The organism is Rhodoferax sp. ZS1R8 (genome assembly GCF_056521325.1).
The window spans coordinates 326,878-345,055 of record NZ_JBWMBA010000005.1; the positions used below are offsets into that span (position 1 = coordinate 326,878).

Here is an 18,178-nt window from a genome sequence, read left to right on the forward strand (position 1 = left end):
TCCCCCCGGGCAATCAGCCTACGTTCTGTAGAAATCGCGCCTTGATTTCGGCCATCGCTTCCAAAGTCAAGCGGTTGCCATATTGCGTGACGACCCGGCCTGCGGCCTCATTGGCTAACCACGCGGCCTTGGCATGGCTGTGGCCGTGGGTCACGGCATACAAGAATGCACCGGCAAACATGTCCCCTGCCCCATTCGTGTCCTTGGCGACCACATTCGCCGCTGGCACTGGCGTGGTCTGTCCACCTTCGAGCACCAGACAACCCTTGGCACCGCGTGTCAGGCACACCGTGCGGGCGCGCTTGGCCAATTGCGCGCAATTGGCATCCAGGTCTTTGGAGTTGCACCAGACCTGGGCTTCTTCTTCATTGCAGAACAGGTAGTCCAGTCCGTCGCCCAGCATGGCCTCCAGGCCAGAGCGGCAGAAGTTGATCATGCTCATGTCGCTCAGCGTGGCAGCCAGCGCCACACCGGCGGCTTTGGCGATGGCACGACCCTTCAGCGCGGCATCCAGCCCGGTCGGTGATGCAGCCAGATAGCCTTCCATGTAGAAAACCTTGGAGCGCGCGATGTCTTCGGGCCGCAGCGACGTGTGGTCAATATCTGCCGTGGCACCAAGGAAGGTGCTCATGCTGCGCTCGGCATCGGGCGTGACCATGACCATGCAGCTGCCGGTCTGTCCGGCGGGCGACTGGCTGTTCGTCAGGTTACTGGCCACGCCATTGGCAACCAAATCATCCCGGTAGAACGCACCCAACTCATCATCAGCCACGCGGCAGGAGTAAAAAGCCTTGCCACCCAACTGCGCCAGCGCCACAACCGTATTGCCGGCCGAGCCGCCGCCGGTGCGGCGTGAATGCATGCCCTGCACCCGGGACTGCAGGTAGGCCTTGCGATCGGCATCGATCAGCGTCATGTGCCGCTTCTCGACCCCCATGGTCTCCAACTGCGCGTCGCTCACTTCGTATTCAGAATCCACCAAAGCGTTGCCAATGGCGTAGAGGTCGTAATGTTGTGTCATGAAGTTGTGCTCGCCCATCACTGTTCGACGAATGCGCGCTCAACGACGTAGTCGCCAGGCGAGGTGGTACTGCCCTCAACAAAGCCCCGTGCGTCCAGTAGCTCACGCATGTCTTTATTGAGCGCCGGGCTGCCGCAGATCATGATGCGGTCGCGCGCCGGGTCCAGCGTGGGCAGGCCCAAATCTGCCTCCAGCTTGCCGCTGGCGATCAGGTCGGTGGCGCGGCCACGGTTCTTGAACGGCTCGCGCGTCACGCTGGGGTAGTACAGCAGCTGCGCCTTGGCGAATTCGCCCAGGAACTCGTCGTTGGGCAGGTCGATATTGATGAAATCCGCATAGGCCAGTTCCTCCACTTGGCGCACGCCGTGGAACAGGATGACCTTTTCGTACTTCTCATACGTGGCCGGGTCGCGGATCAGGCACAGGAACGGCGCCAGGCCGGTGCCGGTGCCGATCAGGTACAGGTTTTTGCCCGGCAGCAAGTAGTCAATGAGCAGCGTGCCGGTGGGTTTGCGGCCGACCACAATCTTGTCGCCCACCTGGATGTGCTGCAAGCGGGAGGTCAGAGGGCCGTCTTGCACCTTGATGCTGAAAAACTCCAGATGGTCTTCGTAGTTGGCGCTGACGATGCTGTAGGCGCGCAGCAAGGGCTTGCCGGTCTCCAGGCGCAGGCCAATCATCGTGAAGTGCCCATTGGAGAAGCGCAGAGACTGGTCGCGGGTGGTTTTGAAACTGAACAGGCGGTCCGTCCAATGGTGGACGCTCAATACGGTTTCTTCCTGGAATGCACTCATGGGTACCCTTGCAATGTTTCAAAAACGAATTCGGGAAAACCCTTTAGTGTAAATCGTTCGCACTGGGTGGCTGTCGCGGGGTTGACGGGGAGGGGGCAACAGGGCCATGGTCTACTCCAGGGTCCCGCTGTCGCCAGCAAATGCAAGCTGAGTCATGCTCGGCTCTGAAAGTCGGTAGCTCAGCCTGTCGGCAACTCTCCGAGCACCAAGGCTCTCATAGAAAGAGATTCCTCGGGCGTTGGATGCTTTCACCGGCCAATCTATGCGGTGACACCCGTTCTCAAGGGCATAGCGGGCCACCCACGCCATCAACGCATGGCCAACTCCGTGGCTTCTATGCGACGCTCGCACATACAACTCTTTAGTTGACACTGCCTGCGATTTTCTGCAGCAAAGTCGACCAGTGAGTAAACCAGTGTGATGCCCGCCATACCGATCACCGTTCCGCTGTCGTTGATCGCTACGACCAGACGTTGCGGCGACCCCACTGCCAGGAGATTCTGCAAAAGGTGCTGGCTGACGGCCTGCCGCGATACCGCAGAACGCTCGTTATAAAAGGCGTGCAATTCGCACAACAGGTCTACCAGCGACTCGTGCTGCGGCTCAGAGGCTAGTTCAACGCGCATAAGTGACACGATCCCCAACCTAAGCAAACGCCGCCGCATTAGCCACCGCCAACGCCGTCATATTCACCACCCGCCGTACCGTTGCAGACGGTGTCAGGATATGCGCCGATGCCGCCGCGCCCAGCAAGATCGGCCCCACCGTCACGCCATTGCCCGCCGTCATCTTCAACACATTAAACAAAATATTGGCAGAGTCCAGGTTCGGGCAGATCAGCAGATTCGCCTCCCCCTGCAACGTCGTATCCGCCAACGCCGAGTGTCTTACCGTCTCTGACAAAGCCGAGTCTCCCTGCATCTCCCCATCGCACTCGATATCGGGCGCTATTTTGGTGAACAGTTCGCGCGCCAGGCGCATCTTGCGGGCCGAGGGACGGTCGGAGGAACCGAAGTTGGAATGCGACAAAAACGCCACCTTGGGCGGCAGGCCGAAGCGGCTGACCTCTTGCGCGGCCATCAGTGCGATGCTGGCCAACTGCTCGGCAGTGGGGTCTTCGTTCACATACGTGTCGGCAATGAAGAGCGCGTATTTCTCCAGCATCAGCGCGTTCATCGCGGCCAGACCCGGCGCATCGGCGCGCAGGCCGATGATGTCGCGCACATGCCCCAGATGCACGTCATAGCGCCCCACCATGCCGCACAGCATTGCGTCAGCATGGCCCAGCTTGACGGACAGCGCGGCAATCGTCGTGTTGGAGCGGCGCACTGCCGCCTTGGCCGCTTCCTGCGTGATGCCGTGGCGGCCCATGAGCTTGTGGTACAGCTCCCAATACTGGCGGAAGCGTGGGTCGTCTTCGGGGTTGACGCAGTCCGCGTCGCGGCCCAATTGGATGCGCAATCCGGCCTTCCTCAAGCGCGCCTGAATCACTGCGGGGCGACCAATCAGGATCGGATAAGCCAAACCTTCATCCACCGCCACCTGGGCGGCGCGCAGCACGCGCTCGTCTTCACCCTCGGCGTAGGCCACGCGCTTGGCGGCGGGCAACACGGCCTTGGCGGCGCTGAACACCGGGCGCATGAACATGCCGGTTTGGTAGACAAAGCGCGACAGTTGCTGGCGGTAGGCCTCCATGTCTGCAATAGGCCGGGCCGCCACGCCCGAGTCCGCAGCGGCCTGCGCCACGGCGGGTGCGATGCGCAGAATCAGACGCGAATCAAACGGCGTGGGGATTAAATAGTCAGGGCCAAACACCAGCTCCTTGCCGGCATAGGCATTGGCCACTTCTTCGCTGATGTCGGCCTTGGCCAGGTCTGCAATCTGTCGCACGCAGGCCAGCTTCATGGCCTCGGTGATCTTGGTGGCACCGCAGTCCAGCGCGCCGCGGAAGATGTAGGGGAAGCACAGCACGTTGTTGACCTGGTTGGGGTAGTCCGAGCGGCCGGTGGCGATGATGCAGTCGGGCCGCGCGGCCTTGGCCAGCTCGGGGCGGATCTCGGGCTCGGGGTTGGCCAGCGCCAGGATGATGGGCTTGTCGGCCATGGTCTTGACCATCTCCACCGTTAGCACACCGGCGGTGGAGCAACCCAGGAACACATCGGCATCCTTGACCACATCGGCCAGCGTGCGGGCGCCTGTGTTCTGTGCAAATCGTGACTTGGACTCGTCGTAGCCGCCGGGGCGCCCTTCGTAAATGACGCCCTTGGAGTCACAGGCAAACACGTTTTCCACCCGCACACCCAGGCCCACCATGACACCCAGGCAGGCCAGCGCGGCAGCACCCGCGCCGGACACGGCGATCTTGACGTCTTCGATGCGTTTGCCGACCAGTTCCAAGCCGTTGATCAGCGCGGCCGACGAGATGATGGCCGTGCCGTGCTGGTCGTCGTGGAACACCGGAATGCCCATGCGTTCGCTGAGCTTCTTCTCGATGTAGAAGCACTCGGGCGCCTTGATGTCTTCCAGGTTGATGCCGCCCAGCGTGGGCTCCATGGCGGCGATGATGTCCACCAGCTTGTCGGGATCGTTTTCGGCCAGTTCGATGTCAAACACGTCGATACCGGCAAATTTCTTGAACAGGCAGCCTTTGCCCTCCATCACCGGTTTGCCGGCCAGCGGGCCGATATTGCCCAGGCCCAGCACGGCCGTGCCGTTGGTTATGACACCCACCAGATTGCCGCGCGAGGTGTACTCCACCGCCAGCGACGGGTCGGCCTGGATGTCCAGGCAGGGGTAGGCGACGCCGGGCGAATAAGCCAGCGACAGGTCGCGCTGGTTGGACAGCGGCTTGGTGGGGGTGACCGAAATCTTGCCCCGGGTCGGGGTACGGTGGTATTCCCGGGCGGCTTCGCGCAGGGCCTGTTCGGCGGGGGACAGTTCGTGGGTCATTGTTGTTCTCCGGTTGACCCATTAATTATGGTCACGCTTGGAGCAAATCAGCATGCAAGTTATCGATAACGCCATGCCCCCGTGTTTCTATGGGTATCGTTCTGCGATCATTGCGCCATGCCGACTTCTTCCAACCCAACCCCGACAACTCCCTCGCTGCTGGTGGCCTGCCTGTGCGCAGACTGGTGCGGCGCCTGCCGTGAATACAAGCCCCGGTTCGAGCAGCTCCAGGCGCAATTCCCTGGCGTGCAGTTTGTGTGGGTCGATGTGGAGGATGAGTCCGAACTGGTGGACCCGGTTGAGGTGGAGAACTTCCCGACGCTGCTGATAGCCACGCCAGACCGCGTGCAGTTTTTTGGCACGGTGATGCCGCACCTGGAAACCCTGCAGCGGCTGGTGGAAACACAACTGGCGCCGGGCGCGCCGGCCCAGCCGCAGGAGCTCATGGTGGATGCGTTGGCAAAACGCCTGTGGGGGCGGATCGCCTAGTGGCTATATACCGAATCGGCCGCTAGCCCTCGTGCAGCGCGCGTGAGCCGCTACCAATTCGATAGCGACTCTTGGTAGTTAGAGCTTGCCAGCCACCCACGCCTGCACGCTGGCCAGCGCTGCGGGCAGCTTGGCGGGCTCGGTGCCGCCTGCCATGGCCATGTCGGCCTTGCCGCCGCCCTTGCCGCCCACTTGCGCGGCGATGAAGTTGACTAACTCGCCGGCCTTGACCTTGGCGGTGGTGTCCGGTGTCACGCCGACGGCAATCTGCACCTTCTCACCATCGACCACGCCCAGCACCACAACCGCGGTCTTGAGCTTGTCTTTGAGCTTGTCCATGGTGTCGCGCAGGGTTTTGACGTCCGCGCCGTCCAGCTTGGCGACCAGCAGCTTGACGCCGCCGCCAATGTCCACGGCCTGGCTCAGCATCTCGTCGCCCTGGGCAGAGGCCAGCTTGCCCTTGAGCGCGGCCACTTCCTTCTCCAGCGCCTTGACGTGATCCATCACGTGGCTCAGCTTGTCGGTCAGCTCGGACACGGGGGCTTTCAACGTGGCAGCGGCTGTGCCCACGGTGTCTTCAAGGTCTTGCAAGTAATGCAGCGCATTGCTGCCAGTGACAGCCTCAATCCGGCGCACACCAGCGGCCACGCCGCCTTCGGCCACGACCTTGAACAGGCCAATGTCGCCGGTGCGCTGCACGTGGGTGCCACCGCACAGTTCGCGGCTGGAACCAATGTCCAGCACACGCACAGTCTCGCCGTACTTCTCGCCGAACAGCATCATCGCGCCGGTCTTCTGCGCCGATTCGATGTCCATGACGCGGGCTTGCGCCGCGGCGTTGGCCAGGATTTCGGCATTGACGCGGTTTTCGATCTCGCGGATTTGTGCATCGGTGACCGGTGCGTTGTGTGCAAAGTCGAAGCGCGTGCGCTCGGCATTCACCAGCGAGCCCTTTTGCTGCACGTGTTCACCCAGCACTTCGCGCAGGGCTTTGTGCATCAGGTGGGTGGCAGAGTGGTTGCGCACGGTGGCAGCGCGTTTGATGGGGTCAACATGCGCATTCACCGCATCGCCGACCTTCAGGCTGCCGGTCTTCAGTGTGCCATGGTGGCCAAACACATCGGCCTTGATCTTTTGTGTGTCGCCCACATCGAAAACGCCGCTGTCAGACGACACGGTGCCTTCGTCACCCGCCTGGCCACCGCTCTCGGAATAGAACGGGGTGGTGTCTAGCACCACAACGCCATCTTGGCCTGCAGTCAACTCAGACACTGGTGCGCCTTCGGCATACAAGGCCACAATCTTGGCGGCCTGCGTCAGATCGTCGTAACCAACAAAAGTGTTGCCAGCGCCAGCGTACTCCAGCGCCTTGTCCATCTTGAACTTGCCAGCGGCGCGGCCAGCGGCCTTTTGTTTTTCCATAGCGGACGCGAAGCCGGCTTCGTCCACGGATACGCCATTCTCGCGGCACACATCGTTGGTGAGGTCTAACGGGAAACCGAAAGTGTCGTGCAGCTTGAAGGCGAGTTCGCCTGGAAGGGTTAATCCAGCCCAGTTTCTTTTGACGACTTTGACTTCCTTGCGTTGTCCAAATTGCTCCTTCATTTCCAATTTGAATTGCTCAACGTCTTCTTCTGGAACAACATATATCAGCTCATCAGACCCAACTACTCCATAGCCTTCGAACGCAGATTTCGTGCCCGAGCCAACGCTCAGTCCGGACAATGGATAACCATCCCGGTTCAATTGGCTGGACTCCAACTCTGAATCAAGAATAGACATCCCTTTGCCCAGTGTTTCGAAGAAGCGCTCTTCTTCGACGCGCAACACTTCGGTGATGCGCTTCTCTTGCGATGCCAGATTGGGGTATGCCGCGCCCATCACCTTGACCAGATCGGCCACCAGCTTGTGGAAGAACGGTGTTTTCTTGCCCAGCTTGTAGCCGTGGCGGATGGCGCGGCGCACGATGCGGCGCTGCACGTAGCCGCGGCCTTCGTTGCTGGGCAGCACGCCGTCGCTCACCAGGAAAGCAGTGGCGCGGATATGGTCGGCGATCACGCGCAGGGATTTGTTGTCCAGATCGGTACAACCCGTCTCGCGGGCGGCCGCTTTGATCAGCGCATCAAACAGGTCGATCTCGTAGTTGCTGTGCACATGCTGCAGGATGGCGGCCAGGCGCTCCAGACCCATGCCGGTGTCCACGCAGGGGGCGGGCAGCTTGTTCAGGCTGCCGTCGGGTTGCATGTCGAACTGCATGAACACGTGGTTCCAGATTTCGATGAAACGGTCGCCGTCTTCACCCGGGCTGCCGGGAGGGCCGCCGGGGATGTGGTCGCCGTGGTCGTAGAAGATCTCGCTGCAGGGGCCGCAGGGGCCAGTGTCGGCCATCATCCAGAAGTTGTCGGACGCGTATTTCTTGCCCTTGTTGTCGCCAATGCGGATCACGCGCTCGGGCGGCAGGCCGATTTCTTTGGTCCAGATGTCATAGGCTTCCTGGTCGTCGATGTAGACGGTAGCGGTCAGCTTCTCGGGCGGCAGTTTGTAGACGGTGGTCAGTAGCTCCCAGCCCCACTTCAGCGAGTCGCGCTTGAAATAGTCGCCAAAGCTCCAGTTGCCCAGCATCTCGAAGAAGGTGTGGTGGCGGGCGGTGTACCCCACGTTTTCCAGATCGTTGTGCTTGCCGCCGGCTCGCAGGCAGGCCTGGACGGAGGCTGCGCGCACGTAAGAGCGTTTGTCGGTGCCCAAAAACACGTCCTTGAACTGCACCATGCCGGAGTTGGTGAACATCAGCGTGGGATCGTTGCCAGGGACCAGCGGGCTGCTGGCAACCACGGTGTGGCCTTTGGAGGCGAAGAAGTCGAGGAAAGACTTGCGGATTTCAGCGACGTTCATTACAGCTTGGGTCATGGCGTGGGCTCGTTCAACAACAGACAAAAAGGGGGGATCGAAAGCTTTCTATTATCGCCGCGAGTTGCGGTGATACGGCAGGTAGAGGACATGCCCTACTCTAGGGGACAACCAATGGCAAGTTGGGGAAGTAGCTGCGGTAGCGCGCGGCGTCTCTTGTGAGCAGCTGCATGCCGCCAATCAGGGCGTGCGCTCCGATGTAAAAGTCGGGCATCGGGGACGTTTTCGCGCCTAGTGACTGGCGGTACACCTTGAAGGCTTGGCCCGCCAGGAATGCAGCATCCCATGGCAGCGCTTCGCGGACCAAGGGCAGATCGGCCAGCGCAGCCTCCAGATCGGCAGCGCGCTCGAACCGCGGGCTAACTTCGGCCAGGATGATGGGGTTGATGACCAGCGCTGCCTGGCTGCCCAGGCGAGCCAACTGGTCCAGCGACCAGTCAGCCCACTGGGCATCATTGGCCAGCACATCGATGAGGATGCAACTGTCCACCAGCGTTGGTACAAGCTTGGCCGTGGCGAGGTAGCGGACGTCTGGCTCCCGCGCTTCGACGGAGATCGTCGATGCCTTGATCATCCGCGCAAGAAGGCCATGAACTCGTCAGTTCCCATATCCTTGAACTGGCTTGCATTGGCCGTTCCCCGAACCCGCGCAAACCGCTGCCAGATGATGGCCTGGGGGGTGGCGACAGGACGGATAACCACGTCGCCATTGGCGCGCACTTCGAATTCAACCTCGCAGTGGGGCAGCAAGCCTGCCTGCTCGCGCACATACTGGGGAATGGTGACTTGCCCTTTGCTGGTGATTTTCATGCTGTTCAATTCTTACTTTGAGCAGTAATAATCTTACCAACAACTACCGAAGCCCGCAACACAGTTCCGATCTTGCGGACTTGACTAACATTGCACCCGGAGTTCGCTACAGTCAGCCCCAGCACAATAAATCTAGAGAGACCCCATCCATGCCAACCACCCTGCCCGGCCCCCTGGCCCAGCTCAAAGACCCCAGCATTTTTAAGACTGACGCCCTGGTCAACGGCCAGTGGGTGCCTGGGGCTACCGAAGGGGCTTCCAAGCCCAGCCGGTTTGACGTGTTGGACCCCGCCACCGGTGAAAAGCTGGCCTCGGTCGCCAACCTGGGCTCAGCGGATGCCGAGGCGGCCATTGCCGCCGCCAACGCCGCCTGGCCCGCCTGGCGCAGCAAGACGGCCAAGGAACGCAGCACCATCCTGCGCAAATGGTTTGACCTGCTGATGGCCAACCAGGAAGACCTTGGCCGCATCATGACCGCCGAGCAGGGCAAGCCATTTGCCGAGGCCAAGGGCGAAGTGGCGTACGCCGCAAGCTTTGTGGAATGGTTTGCTGAAGAAGCCAAGCGCATCAACGGCGAGACCCTGCCCCAGTTCGACAACAACCGCCGCCTGATGGTCATCAAGCAGCCGATTGGGGTTTGCGCCGCTATTACACCGTGGAATTTTCCGCTGGCCATGATCACGCGCAAAGTGGCACCCGCGTTGGCCGCAGGCTGCACCGTCATCATCAAGCCCGCTGAGCTGACTCCACTGACCGCACTGGCCGCGGCAGAGCTGGCGATACGTGCTGGCATTCCGGCCGGCGTGCTGAACATGCTCAGCGCCGACAGTGACAACTCCATCGCCATTGGCAAGGTGCTGTGTGCCAGCGACGTGGTGCGCCATATCAGCTTTACGGGCTCGACCGAAGTGGGCCGTATTTTGATGGCCCAAAGCGCGCCCACCGTCAAGAAATTGTCGCTGGAGCTGGGCGGCAACGCGCCGTTCATCGTGTTTGACGATGCTGACATCGACAGCGCTGTAGAGGGCGCTTTTGCCAGCAAATACCGCAATGCCGGCCAGACCTGCGTTTGCACGAACCGCTTTTATGTACAAGAAGGTGTCTACGACCAGTTCGTTGAGAAATTCGCCGCCAAGGTGCGCACGGCCAAGGTTGGCAACGGCTTTGAAGACGGTGTCAACCAGGGTCCGCTGATTGAAGAAGCCGCGTTGGTCAAGGTGCAGCGCCATGTGGACGACGCGGTGGCGAAAGGCGGCCGTGTGTTAGTGGGGGGCAAGCGTCTCAAGTCCTTGGGCTCAGGCCAGTTTTTCGAACCCACGCTGGTGGCCGATGCCACACCCGACATGCTGTGCGCCCGCGAAGAAACCTTTGGCCCGTTTGCGCCAGTGTTCAAATTCAAGACAGAGCAAGAGGCAATCGACGCGGCCAACGACACCGAGTTCGGCCTGGCCAGCTACTTCTATAGCCGCGACATCGGCCGCATCTACCGTGTGGGTGAGGCATTGGAGTACGGCATGGTAGGCATCAACGTTGGCATTTTGGCGACCGAGCACGTGCCCTTTGGTGGCGTCAAACAGTCGGGCCTAGGCCGGGAGGGATCGCACTTCGGAATCGATGACTACGTTGAGATCAAGTACCTGTGCATTGGCGATATCCAAAAATAGCGGCATAGCGATCGGGTGACTGCATGCCAAAGACATTTCTCCCAAAAGCGACCACGCTGGGCAATGAATCATCTGACCGTCGGCGGCTACAAATGGCTGACATTGCCCAGCTGGCTGGAGTGTCTGTCGCGACGGTATCGCGCGCACTCAGCGGCAGTACGCTGGTTAATGCCGAAACCAGCGAACGTATCAAGAAGTTAGCCCAGTCGCTGAACTACTCCATTAACTTGGGCGCGCAGAATCTACGCCTGCAAAAAAACCTGACCGTCGGTGTGGTGGTGCCCTACGACGCGCAATCTCGCCAGCACATTTCGGACCCGTTTTTTCTGTCCATCATCGGCAGCATTGCAGATGCGCTAACCGACCATGGTTATGACATGCTGTTGTCGCGCGTGGATTCGGAGCGCTTGGACGCGGCATCGCAATTGTTCGATTCGGGCAAGGTCATAGGTGTCATCATCATTGGCCAATGGCGCCACCACGACCAGCTCAACCAATTGGCGGCCCGCAATGTACCGCTGGTGGTGTGGGGTGGCGAGCTGCCCCAGCAACTGTATTGCAGCGTGGGCGGGGACAACCGTGATGGTGGCGAACAGGCCACCGCGCATTTGCTAAGGGCCGGGCGCAAACGTATTGCCTTTTTGGGCGATGCAGAGCTTCCTGAAGTCTGGTTGCGCCGCGAAGGCTATCGGCGCGCGTACGCGGCAGCGGGGCAAACACCCGACCCCCAGCTGGATCTTGCCGTACCTTTCGAGCCAGAGGCAGCACGCAAGGTGATAAATGATTTGTGCAGCAGCAAAGCAGCCTTTGACGGCGTGTTGGCCTGCAGTGATTTGCTGGCTATACACACCGTGCAGGCGCTGCGGGCCCATGGACGGTCTGTACCTGTTGACGTAAGCGTGGTGGGCTACGACGACATGCCGTTGGCGGCATTTTGTGAGCCCACCTTGACCACGGTGCACCAACCGGTGGTAGAGGCTGGAGCGGAATTGGTTGCCGCATTACTGCTCCTGCTCAAGGGCGGGCGGGCACCCGCTCGCACGCTACCGGTGCATCTCGTCGTACGCGCCAGCGCGCCTTGAAAGCGTGCGCCAACAGCTTCACTGCAAACCAGTTTTAATCGTTTGCATAAAGTCATCCGCCTTCCAAGCCATTGACCTCGATTAAAACAATTGACACAGCATAAATTTCTCTGATTTGTTCGGGTTAATACCTAATTGCAATCGATTGCAAAGAATCTAATATCCGCTTCAAGCACTTTTGAAGGCGTTGGGCCTAGGGGTGGCTTGCGGTACTTAGGCTCAATTTCAAAAACAAACTGATCGTCGGCTCCAGTCCGCCGGTCAACAGGAGAATTTATGCACGCTCACCCATTCAAGACGCGCCCCATTGCTGCTGCGGTCTCCCTTTCGTTGTTGACACTCGGTTCAGCTTGGGCCCAGGCCACCGACAACGCACCGACGGCTACGAACAAAGACGCAATGAAGTTTGACCAGATCGTGGTCACTGGCACCTCCACGGCCAAATCCAAGATGAAGCAAAGTGTGTCGGTCAGTACCCTGGATGCTGAGCAACTCGAAAAGACCGGCGCCACCAGCGCGGCCGAACTTCTGCGCTCTGTCCCCGGCGTGCGGTCAGAATCCTCAGGCGGCGAGGGCAATGCCAACATCACCGTGCGCGGGGTGCCACTGTCTGCCGGCGGATCGCGCTATGTGCAAATCCAGGAGGACGGTCTGCCCTTGGTGCTGTTCGGCGACGTGTCATTCGGTACGGCCGACCAGTTCTTGCGGGCAGATTTCAATGTGGACCGCCTAGAGGTTATTCGCGGCGGGTCTGCCTCTACCCTAGCCACCAATTCACCGGGTGGAATTGTCAATTTCATCAGCAAGACCGGTGCAGAGGCAGGCGGTTCGGCCGCCCTCACCGCCGGTCTGCAACAGCGCCAGACGCGGCTGGACGTAGATTACGGAGGCAGTCTTGGACCACGCACGACGTTCCACATTGGCGGCTTCCAGCGCACCGGTGAGGGTGTGCGCCCGGCTGGCTTCAACACCGAGAACGGTGGCCAGATTCGCGCCAACATCACCCATAAGCTCGACAACGGCTACGTACGCTTCAGCGTCAAGTCGTTGGAAGATCGCACCCCCACGCTGCTGCCGGTGCCAGTTACGGTGTCCAATGGTCAGATCAACGCCATCAATGGAATTGATCCTCGTACTGCCTTCTTCATCACCCCGTCCCTACAAACCGACCGGTCCCTGAACCACGATGGCGGATTCACCAACAGCAACACTCGGGATGGCTTGCGCATCCAAAGCAACGCATTTGGCTTTGAAGGCCAATTGAATCTGGGCGAAGGCTGGACACTGGATGAAAAATTCCGAAAGTCCAGCAACTCGGGTCGCTTCATCGGACTGTTCCCGGCAGACAACGGAAGCAATGGAAAGAATCCGTTCTTCACCGCCACATTGTTCAACACCTCGCTGGACGACTTTGGCAACACCTTTAACGACATCAAGGTCTCCAAGGCCTTTGATTCGGGGCTGGGCAAGATTACCGCGGTCGCGGGCGTGTTTACCGGAACGCAAACTATTGCACAAACCTGGTTCTGGAACCAATACAACATCAGCATGACGGGTACCAACGCGCAGGTGGTCAATGCGGCGGGCGCACCCACTTCGGCACCGGTGACCTCTGGATTCGACACCTGGGGCTCGTGCTGCGCCCGAACCTGGGACGTGCAATACACCCATACCGCGCCATACCTCGCGCTTACAGTGGATGCCGGAGCGCTAAGCGTGGATGCCAGCGTACGCAGCGACCAACAAAAGGCCAGCGGCTACACCCTGGCGGCCAGCGCTGCTGCGCAAACATGGGACCCAGCCTCTCAGAAGAAGGTGCAATACGACGTGCAGCACAACTCGTATTCCGTGGGCGCCAACTACAGCATCAACCGCGATCTATCGGTCTTTGCCCGTAGCAGCGACGGCGTGTCCTTTAGCGCAGACCGCCTGCTGTACGGCAACCCGCTGGACGGCTCGGTGCCGATTGCCCTCAACCAAATCCAGCAACAGGAAGCCGGTGTGAAATGGCGCAGTGGTGGCTTCAGCATCTTCTCCACACTATTCAGCGCTCGCACTACCGAGAGCAATTACGAGGCGACCACACAAAAATTCACCGCCAACAAATACACGTCGAATGGTCTGGAACTGGAAGCCATCTGGAACGTCGGCGACTTCCGCCTGGCTGGTGGAGCCACTTGGACCAACGCGAAGATAACCGACTCCAACGACGCCAGCACGGTCGGCAAGAAGCCCCGTCGCCAGGCTGATTTCGTATACCAGCTGGCACCCTCCATAAGTTTTGACGCGCTGGAACTGGGTGCTGCGCTCGTGGGAACCGGCGACTCTTTTGGTGACGATGCCAACACCATCACCATGGCAGGCTTTACAACTGTGAATGCGTTTGCAACCTACCGCATCAATGCCAAGACGCAGATTTCGTTTCGGGTCAACAATCTTTTCAATACGCTGGGTTACACCGAAATTGAAGGCGACGGCCACGCTGCCCGGGCCGTCAACGGTCGCTCAGCAAGCGTGCAGCTGAAGCACTCGTTTTGAGCATGACCCCAATAGTCGCCGCGCACCCGACACCGGCCGCGCAACCTGGCCACAAGGCGGGTAGCGTACTGGTGTTGGGTGAGGCGCTGGTCGACCTTTTTGACAGCGGGGCAGAGGCTGGTGGTGCGCCATTCAACGTCGCGCGGTCATTGGCCGCGCTGCAAGTGCCCGTCACCTGTATCACCCGAATCGGAAATGGTGACCGGTGGGCTGATGTGCTGCTACACAGTGCGCAGGATTTCGGACTGTCCACGCTGGGCTTTCAGTGCGATGCTTTGCACCCCACCGGCACAGTGCAGGTGGTGCAAAAAGGTGTGGCACATACGTTTCGCATAGCAGAAGACGTAGCGTGGGATCACATAGATGGAGTACAGGCGCAAGCGATCGCAAGTACAACTCTCCCCCACGCCTTCGTCTATTTCGGCACATTGGCGCAGCGGCACATCGTGTCAAAGAATGCTATTCGAGGCATTCTCCACGCGACCAAGGCTGTGCGCTACCTGGATCTGAACTTGCGCGATGGTCCCGACAACCGCAGACTATCGGAAGAGTCGATGAACCTGGCGGACTGGGTCAAGGTAAATGACGACGAACTGATGCAATTGCTGGCTTGGCAAGGCGGTTTTGCGATGCGCGCTGAACCCTGGGGGTCACCTGCCTTTAGCAGCGGCGTGGCACGGTTGGTAGACCAATTTTCAATACAGCGTTTGGTGGTAACCCGCGGCGAGCTAGGCTACGCCAGCTTTGACGCGAATGGCCGGCTAGATGCCCAGGGCATTGGCGAAAAGTTGACCCATGTGGTGGACACGGTTGGCGCGGGTGACGGCTTCAGCGCCATGCTGATAGCGGGCCAGATGGCCAGGCGCACGCTAACCTGGTCACTGGCCCTGGCCAACGAATATGCGGCAGCGATTTGCGGACACCGTGGGCCAATGAACCACGACCTGCAGAGCTACACAGCCTGGCGCAAGCGACTGGCGGCCAGCACGGTCTGCACCGCCATCGAACGCCAAGAACAAGAGGATCTTTTTTGATGCCCCACACGAAACCGCATTTGTCAATCTGGCAAATCATCAACATGAATGTCGGCTTCTTCGGCATTCAGTTCAGCTTTGGCCTGCAGCAAAGCAATATGAGCCCGATCTACAAATACCTGGGCGCCAACGAGTCCACGCTGCCCTTGCTGTGGCTGGCCGGCCCTATGACGGGCCTGCTGGTGCAGCCCATCATCGGTGCGATGAGCGACCGCACCGTGTCGCGCTGGGGCCGGCGCACGCCGTACTTCATGGTCGGCGCCATCTTGTGCAGCCTGGGCCTGCTTGCCATGCCCATGAGCCCCACGCTGTGGTTTGCGGCTGGCCTGCTGTGGATACTGGACGCCGCCAACAACGTGACCATGGAGCCGTACCGCGCTTATGTCAGCGACCGCCTGAACACGGAGCAGCATTCGCTGGGCTTTCTGACGCAGAGCGCCTTCACCGGCCTGGCCCAGACCCTGGCCTACCTGATGCCGTCCATCCTGATCGGCCTGGGCATGAACCGCGACGCAGTGGGCGACAACCACATCCCGCAGGCCACGATGGCCGCATTCGTGATGGGCGCTGTGTTCTCACTGGTGACGGTGTGGTGGTCGGTGCGAAAGGTGCCCGAGCTACCGCAGTCGGCAGAGGCCTTGCAAGAGATGCGGGAGCGCCCCACCGGTGGCTTGGCCACACTGCGCGAGATCTGGCTGGCCGTCAAAGAGATGCCCAGCACCATGCGCAGGCTGTGGTGGATGAAACTATTCCAGTGGTACGCCATGATGTGCTACTGGATCTACATCGTGCCTAGCCTGGCCAAGACGATGTTCCACACGTCTGACGCCACGACCGCAGGCTTTCGCGAGGCGGGTTTGCTCAACGGGCAGATCGGCGGCTTCTACAACTTCATCGCTTTTCTGTCAGCCTTTGCCATGGTGCCGTTCACGCGCCGCTTTGGCCCCAAGGTGGTCCATGCGGTGTGCCTGACATTGGCTGCTGCTGGCATGTGGGTGTTACCGGATATCACCAACCCCTGGCTGCTGTTCGTACCCATGGTCGGCATTGGCCTTGCCTGGGCCAGCATCATGGGCAACCCCTACATCTTGCTGGCGGGCTGCATTCCGCCCGAGCGGGCCGGCGTCTACATGGGCATCTTCAATATGTTCATCGTGATACCGATGCTGATCCAGATGCTGACCCTGCCCCTGTACTACGACAGGCTGTTGGGCGGCAACCCCGACAACGTCATCCGCCTCGCCGGCGTGCTGCTGCTGTGTGCAGCGGCCGCGGTCTTGATGGTGGATACCAAAGATACGAACAACGCTACGCCGACAAACTAACAATGAAAAACCAGGTTCAACTCATCACGTATGTAGACAGGCTGGGCGGGGGCAACCTCCAACAATTGACGCAATTACTGCACGGTCCTTTGAAAGGTGTTTTTGGGGGTGTGCACCTGCTGCCCTTCTTTGACGCCATTGACGGTGCCGATGCCGGTTTTGACCCCACCGACCACACCCAGGTGGACCCACGCCTGGGCAACTGGGACGACATACGCGCCCTGTCCGAGGTGGTGGACGTGATGGCCGACGCCATCGTCAACCACATGTCTTCAGCATCGCCCCAGTTCCAGGACTTTTGCGCCCGTGGTGATGCGTCACCCTACGCCGGCATGTTCCTGACCATGGACAGCGTGTTCCCCAACGGTGCGCGCGAACAGGACTTGCTGACCGTCTATCGCCCCCGCCCCGGCCTGCCCTTTGTGCCCATGGCGCTGGGCAACGGGCAGAAGAAGATGCTGTGGACCACGTTCACGCCACAACAGATTGATATCGATGTGCAGCACCCGCAAGGCCAGGCTTACCTGCTCAGCATCTTGCAGCGTTTCGCCGACAACGGCATCCGCATGATCCGCCTGGACGCCGCCGGTTACGCCATCAAGAAGGCCGGCACCAGTTGCTTCATGCTGCCCGAGACCTTTGACTTCATTGCCCGGTTTGCCCAGCAGGCACAAGGCATGGGTATGGAGGTGCTGGTCGAGATCCACTCCTACTACCAGCGCCAGATAGAAATCGCCAAACGCGTGGACTGGGTCTATGACTTTGCACTTCCGCCACTGGTGCTGCACACACTGTTCTTTGGCAATAGCAAGGCCTTGAAGGACTGGATTCGCATACGCCCCGAAAATGCGCTGACCGTGTTGGACACACACGACGGCATTGGCATCATCGACATCGGTGCCGACCCAACTGACCGCGCACACCACCCGGGCCTGCTGCCCCCCGAGCAGCTCGACCTATTGGTCGAACGCATCCACGCCAACAGCAAGGGCCAGAGCCAGCAGGCCACCGGCGCGGCTGCATCCAACCTGGACCTTTACCAGGTCAACTGCACGTTCTATGACGCACTAGGCCGCAATGATCGCGCCTACTTGCTGGCGCGCGCCGTCCAGTTGTTTATGCCGGGTGTGCCACAAATTTATTACGTCGGTCTGCTGGCCGGCGAGAACGATATGGATCTGTTGGCACGCAGCGGGATCGGCCGCGACATTAACCGGCATCGATATGGATTGTCAGAGATCAAGGCCGCATTGGAAAAGCCGGTGGTACGCGATCTGATACAACTGATTCACTGGCGCAATAGCTGCAGCGCATTCAATGGCACATTCACGCTATTGGAGTCGTCAGACACCCGGCTGCATGCACGTTGGACGTGCGGCACAGCGAAAGCAGAATTGTCTTTAGATTTCATCGATCTAAGCTACCAGATCAGTAGCCAAGACGCCCATGGCAGCCACTTAGCGCTCGTTTTCCAGTCAACTGATGAAGCAGAAGTAACCTGAACACGGACACAACAAAACACACATAGGGGTAGTGCGGGTCGTCTCACGACCCCGCGCTGTTGT

At 60.1% G+C, this 18,178-nt stretch carries 15 protein-coding genes; 7 read left to right on the forward strand and 8 right to left on the reverse strand.

Going from position 1 to position 18,178, the window contains the following annotated elements:
- Positions 1–13: 13 nt before the first annotated feature.
- The 5 genes from AC097P_RS18765 to AC097P_RS18785 all read right to left on the reverse strand — a co-directional run bounded on the left by AC097P_RS18765 (position 14) and on the right by AC097P_RS18785 (position 4,764).
- Positions 14–1,021: an adenosine kinase gene (locus AC097P_RS18765; RefSeq protein WP_479611942.1), complete on the reverse strand. Its 1,008-nt coding sequence runs from the start codon at positions 1,019–1,021 to the stop codon at positions 14–16.
- A 17-nt stretch (positions 1,022–1,038) separates the two neighbouring features.
- A complete protein-coding gene (locus AC097P_RS18770) occupies positions 1,039–1,815 on the reverse strand; it encodes a ferredoxin--NADP reductase (RefSeq protein ID WP_479611943.1) in 777 nt (258 codons plus the stop codon).
- Between the two features lie 111 nt (positions 1,816–1,926).
- Entirely contained in the window at positions 1,927–2,187 is a 261-nt protein-coding gene (locus AC097P_RS18775) for a GNAT family N-acetyltransferase (RefSeq protein WP_479611944.1), read from the reverse strand.
- A complete protein-coding gene (locus AC097P_RS18780) occupies positions 2,124–2,441 on the reverse strand; it encodes a hypothetical protein (protein WP_479612099.1) in 318 nt (105 codons plus the stop codon). Before AC097P_RS18780 ends, AC097P_RS18775 begins: the two co-directional genes overlap by 64 nt.
- A gap of 19 nt (positions 2,442–2,460) precedes the next feature.
- Positions 2,461–4,764, reverse strand: coding sequence for an NADP-dependent malic enzyme (locus AC097P_RS18785; RefSeq protein WP_479611945.1), 2,304 nt, complete (start codon positions 4,762–4,764; stop codon positions 2,461–2,463).
- 117 nt (positions 4,765–4,881) lie between these two features.
- Here AC097P_RS18785 and AC097P_RS18790 point away from each other — a divergent pair, with 117 nt between their 5' ends.
- A complete protein-coding gene (locus AC097P_RS18790; protein WP_479611946.1) occupies positions 4,882–5,253 on the forward strand; it encodes a thioredoxin family protein in 372 nt (123 codons plus the stop codon).
- A 78-nt stretch (positions 5,254–5,331) separates the two neighbouring features.
- On the opposite strand, the gene alaS is transcribed toward AC097P_RS18790, so the two are convergent.
- From alaS to AC097P_RS18805, 3 genes are all read right to left on the reverse strand, one after another.
- Positions 5,332–8,160, reverse strand: a complete 2,829-nt coding sequence (gene alaS, locus AC097P_RS18795) for an alanine--tRNA ligase (RefSeq protein ID WP_479611947.1) — start codon at positions 8,158–8,160, stop codon at positions 5,332–5,334.
- A gap of 100 nt (positions 8,161–8,260) precedes the next feature.
- Positions 8,261–8,734 (reverse strand): type II toxin-antitoxin system VapC family toxin, encoded by a 474-nt coding sequence (locus AC097P_RS18800; RefSeq protein ID WP_479611948.1) that lies wholly within the window; start codon positions 8,732–8,734, stop codon positions 8,261–8,263.
- Positions 8,731–8,970, reverse strand: a complete 240-nt coding sequence (locus tag AC097P_RS18805) for an AbrB/MazE/SpoVT family DNA-binding domain-containing protein (protein ID WP_479611949.1) — start codon at positions 8,968–8,970, stop codon at positions 8,731–8,733. Before AC097P_RS18805 ends, AC097P_RS18800 begins: the two co-directional genes overlap by 4 nt.
- Before the next feature lie 149 nt (positions 8,971–9,119).
- On the opposite strand from AC097P_RS18805, the gene AC097P_RS18810 reads away from it, so the two are divergent.
- From AC097P_RS18810 to gtfA, 6 genes are all read left to right on the forward strand, one after another.
- Complete coding sequence (locus AC097P_RS18810) at positions 9,120–10,634, forward strand: NAD-dependent succinate-semialdehyde dehydrogenase (protein ID WP_479611950.1); 1,515 nt, start codon at positions 9,120–9,122, stop codon at positions 10,632–10,634.
- A gap of 92 nt (positions 10,635–10,726) precedes the next feature.
- Positions 10,727–11,716 (forward strand): LacI family DNA-binding transcriptional regulator, encoded by a 990-nt coding sequence (locus AC097P_RS18815; RefSeq protein WP_479611951.1) that lies wholly within the window; start codon positions 10,727–10,729, stop codon positions 11,714–11,716.
- Between the two features lie 276 nt (positions 11,717–11,992).
- Positions 11,993–14,254 carry a TonB-dependent receptor gene (locus tag AC097P_RS18820; RefSeq protein ID WP_479611952.1) on the forward strand — a complete coding sequence of 754 codons (2,262 nt, stop codon included), beginning with the start codon at positions 11,993–11,995 and terminating at the stop codon, positions 14,252–14,254.
- Positions 14,255–14,256: 2 nt separating this feature from the next.
- Positions 14,257–15,288: a PfkB family carbohydrate kinase gene (locus AC097P_RS18825; RefSeq protein ID WP_479611953.1), complete on the forward strand. Its 1,032-nt coding sequence runs from the start codon at positions 14,257–14,259 to the stop codon at positions 15,286–15,288.
- Positions 15,288–16,613, forward strand: coding sequence for an MFS transporter (locus tag AC097P_RS18830; RefSeq protein ID WP_479611954.1), 1,326 nt, complete (start codon positions 15,288–15,290; stop codon positions 16,611–16,613). The genes AC097P_RS18825 and AC097P_RS18830 overlap by 1 nt, the downstream gene beginning before the upstream one ends.
- A 2-nt stretch (positions 16,614–16,615) precedes the next feature.
- Complete coding sequence (gene gtfA / locus AC097P_RS18835) at positions 16,616–18,115, forward strand: sucrose phosphorylase (protein ID WP_479611955.1); 1,500 nt, start codon at positions 16,616–16,618, stop codon at positions 18,113–18,115.
- The last annotated feature ends 63 nt before the right edge of the window (positions 18,116–18,178 follow it).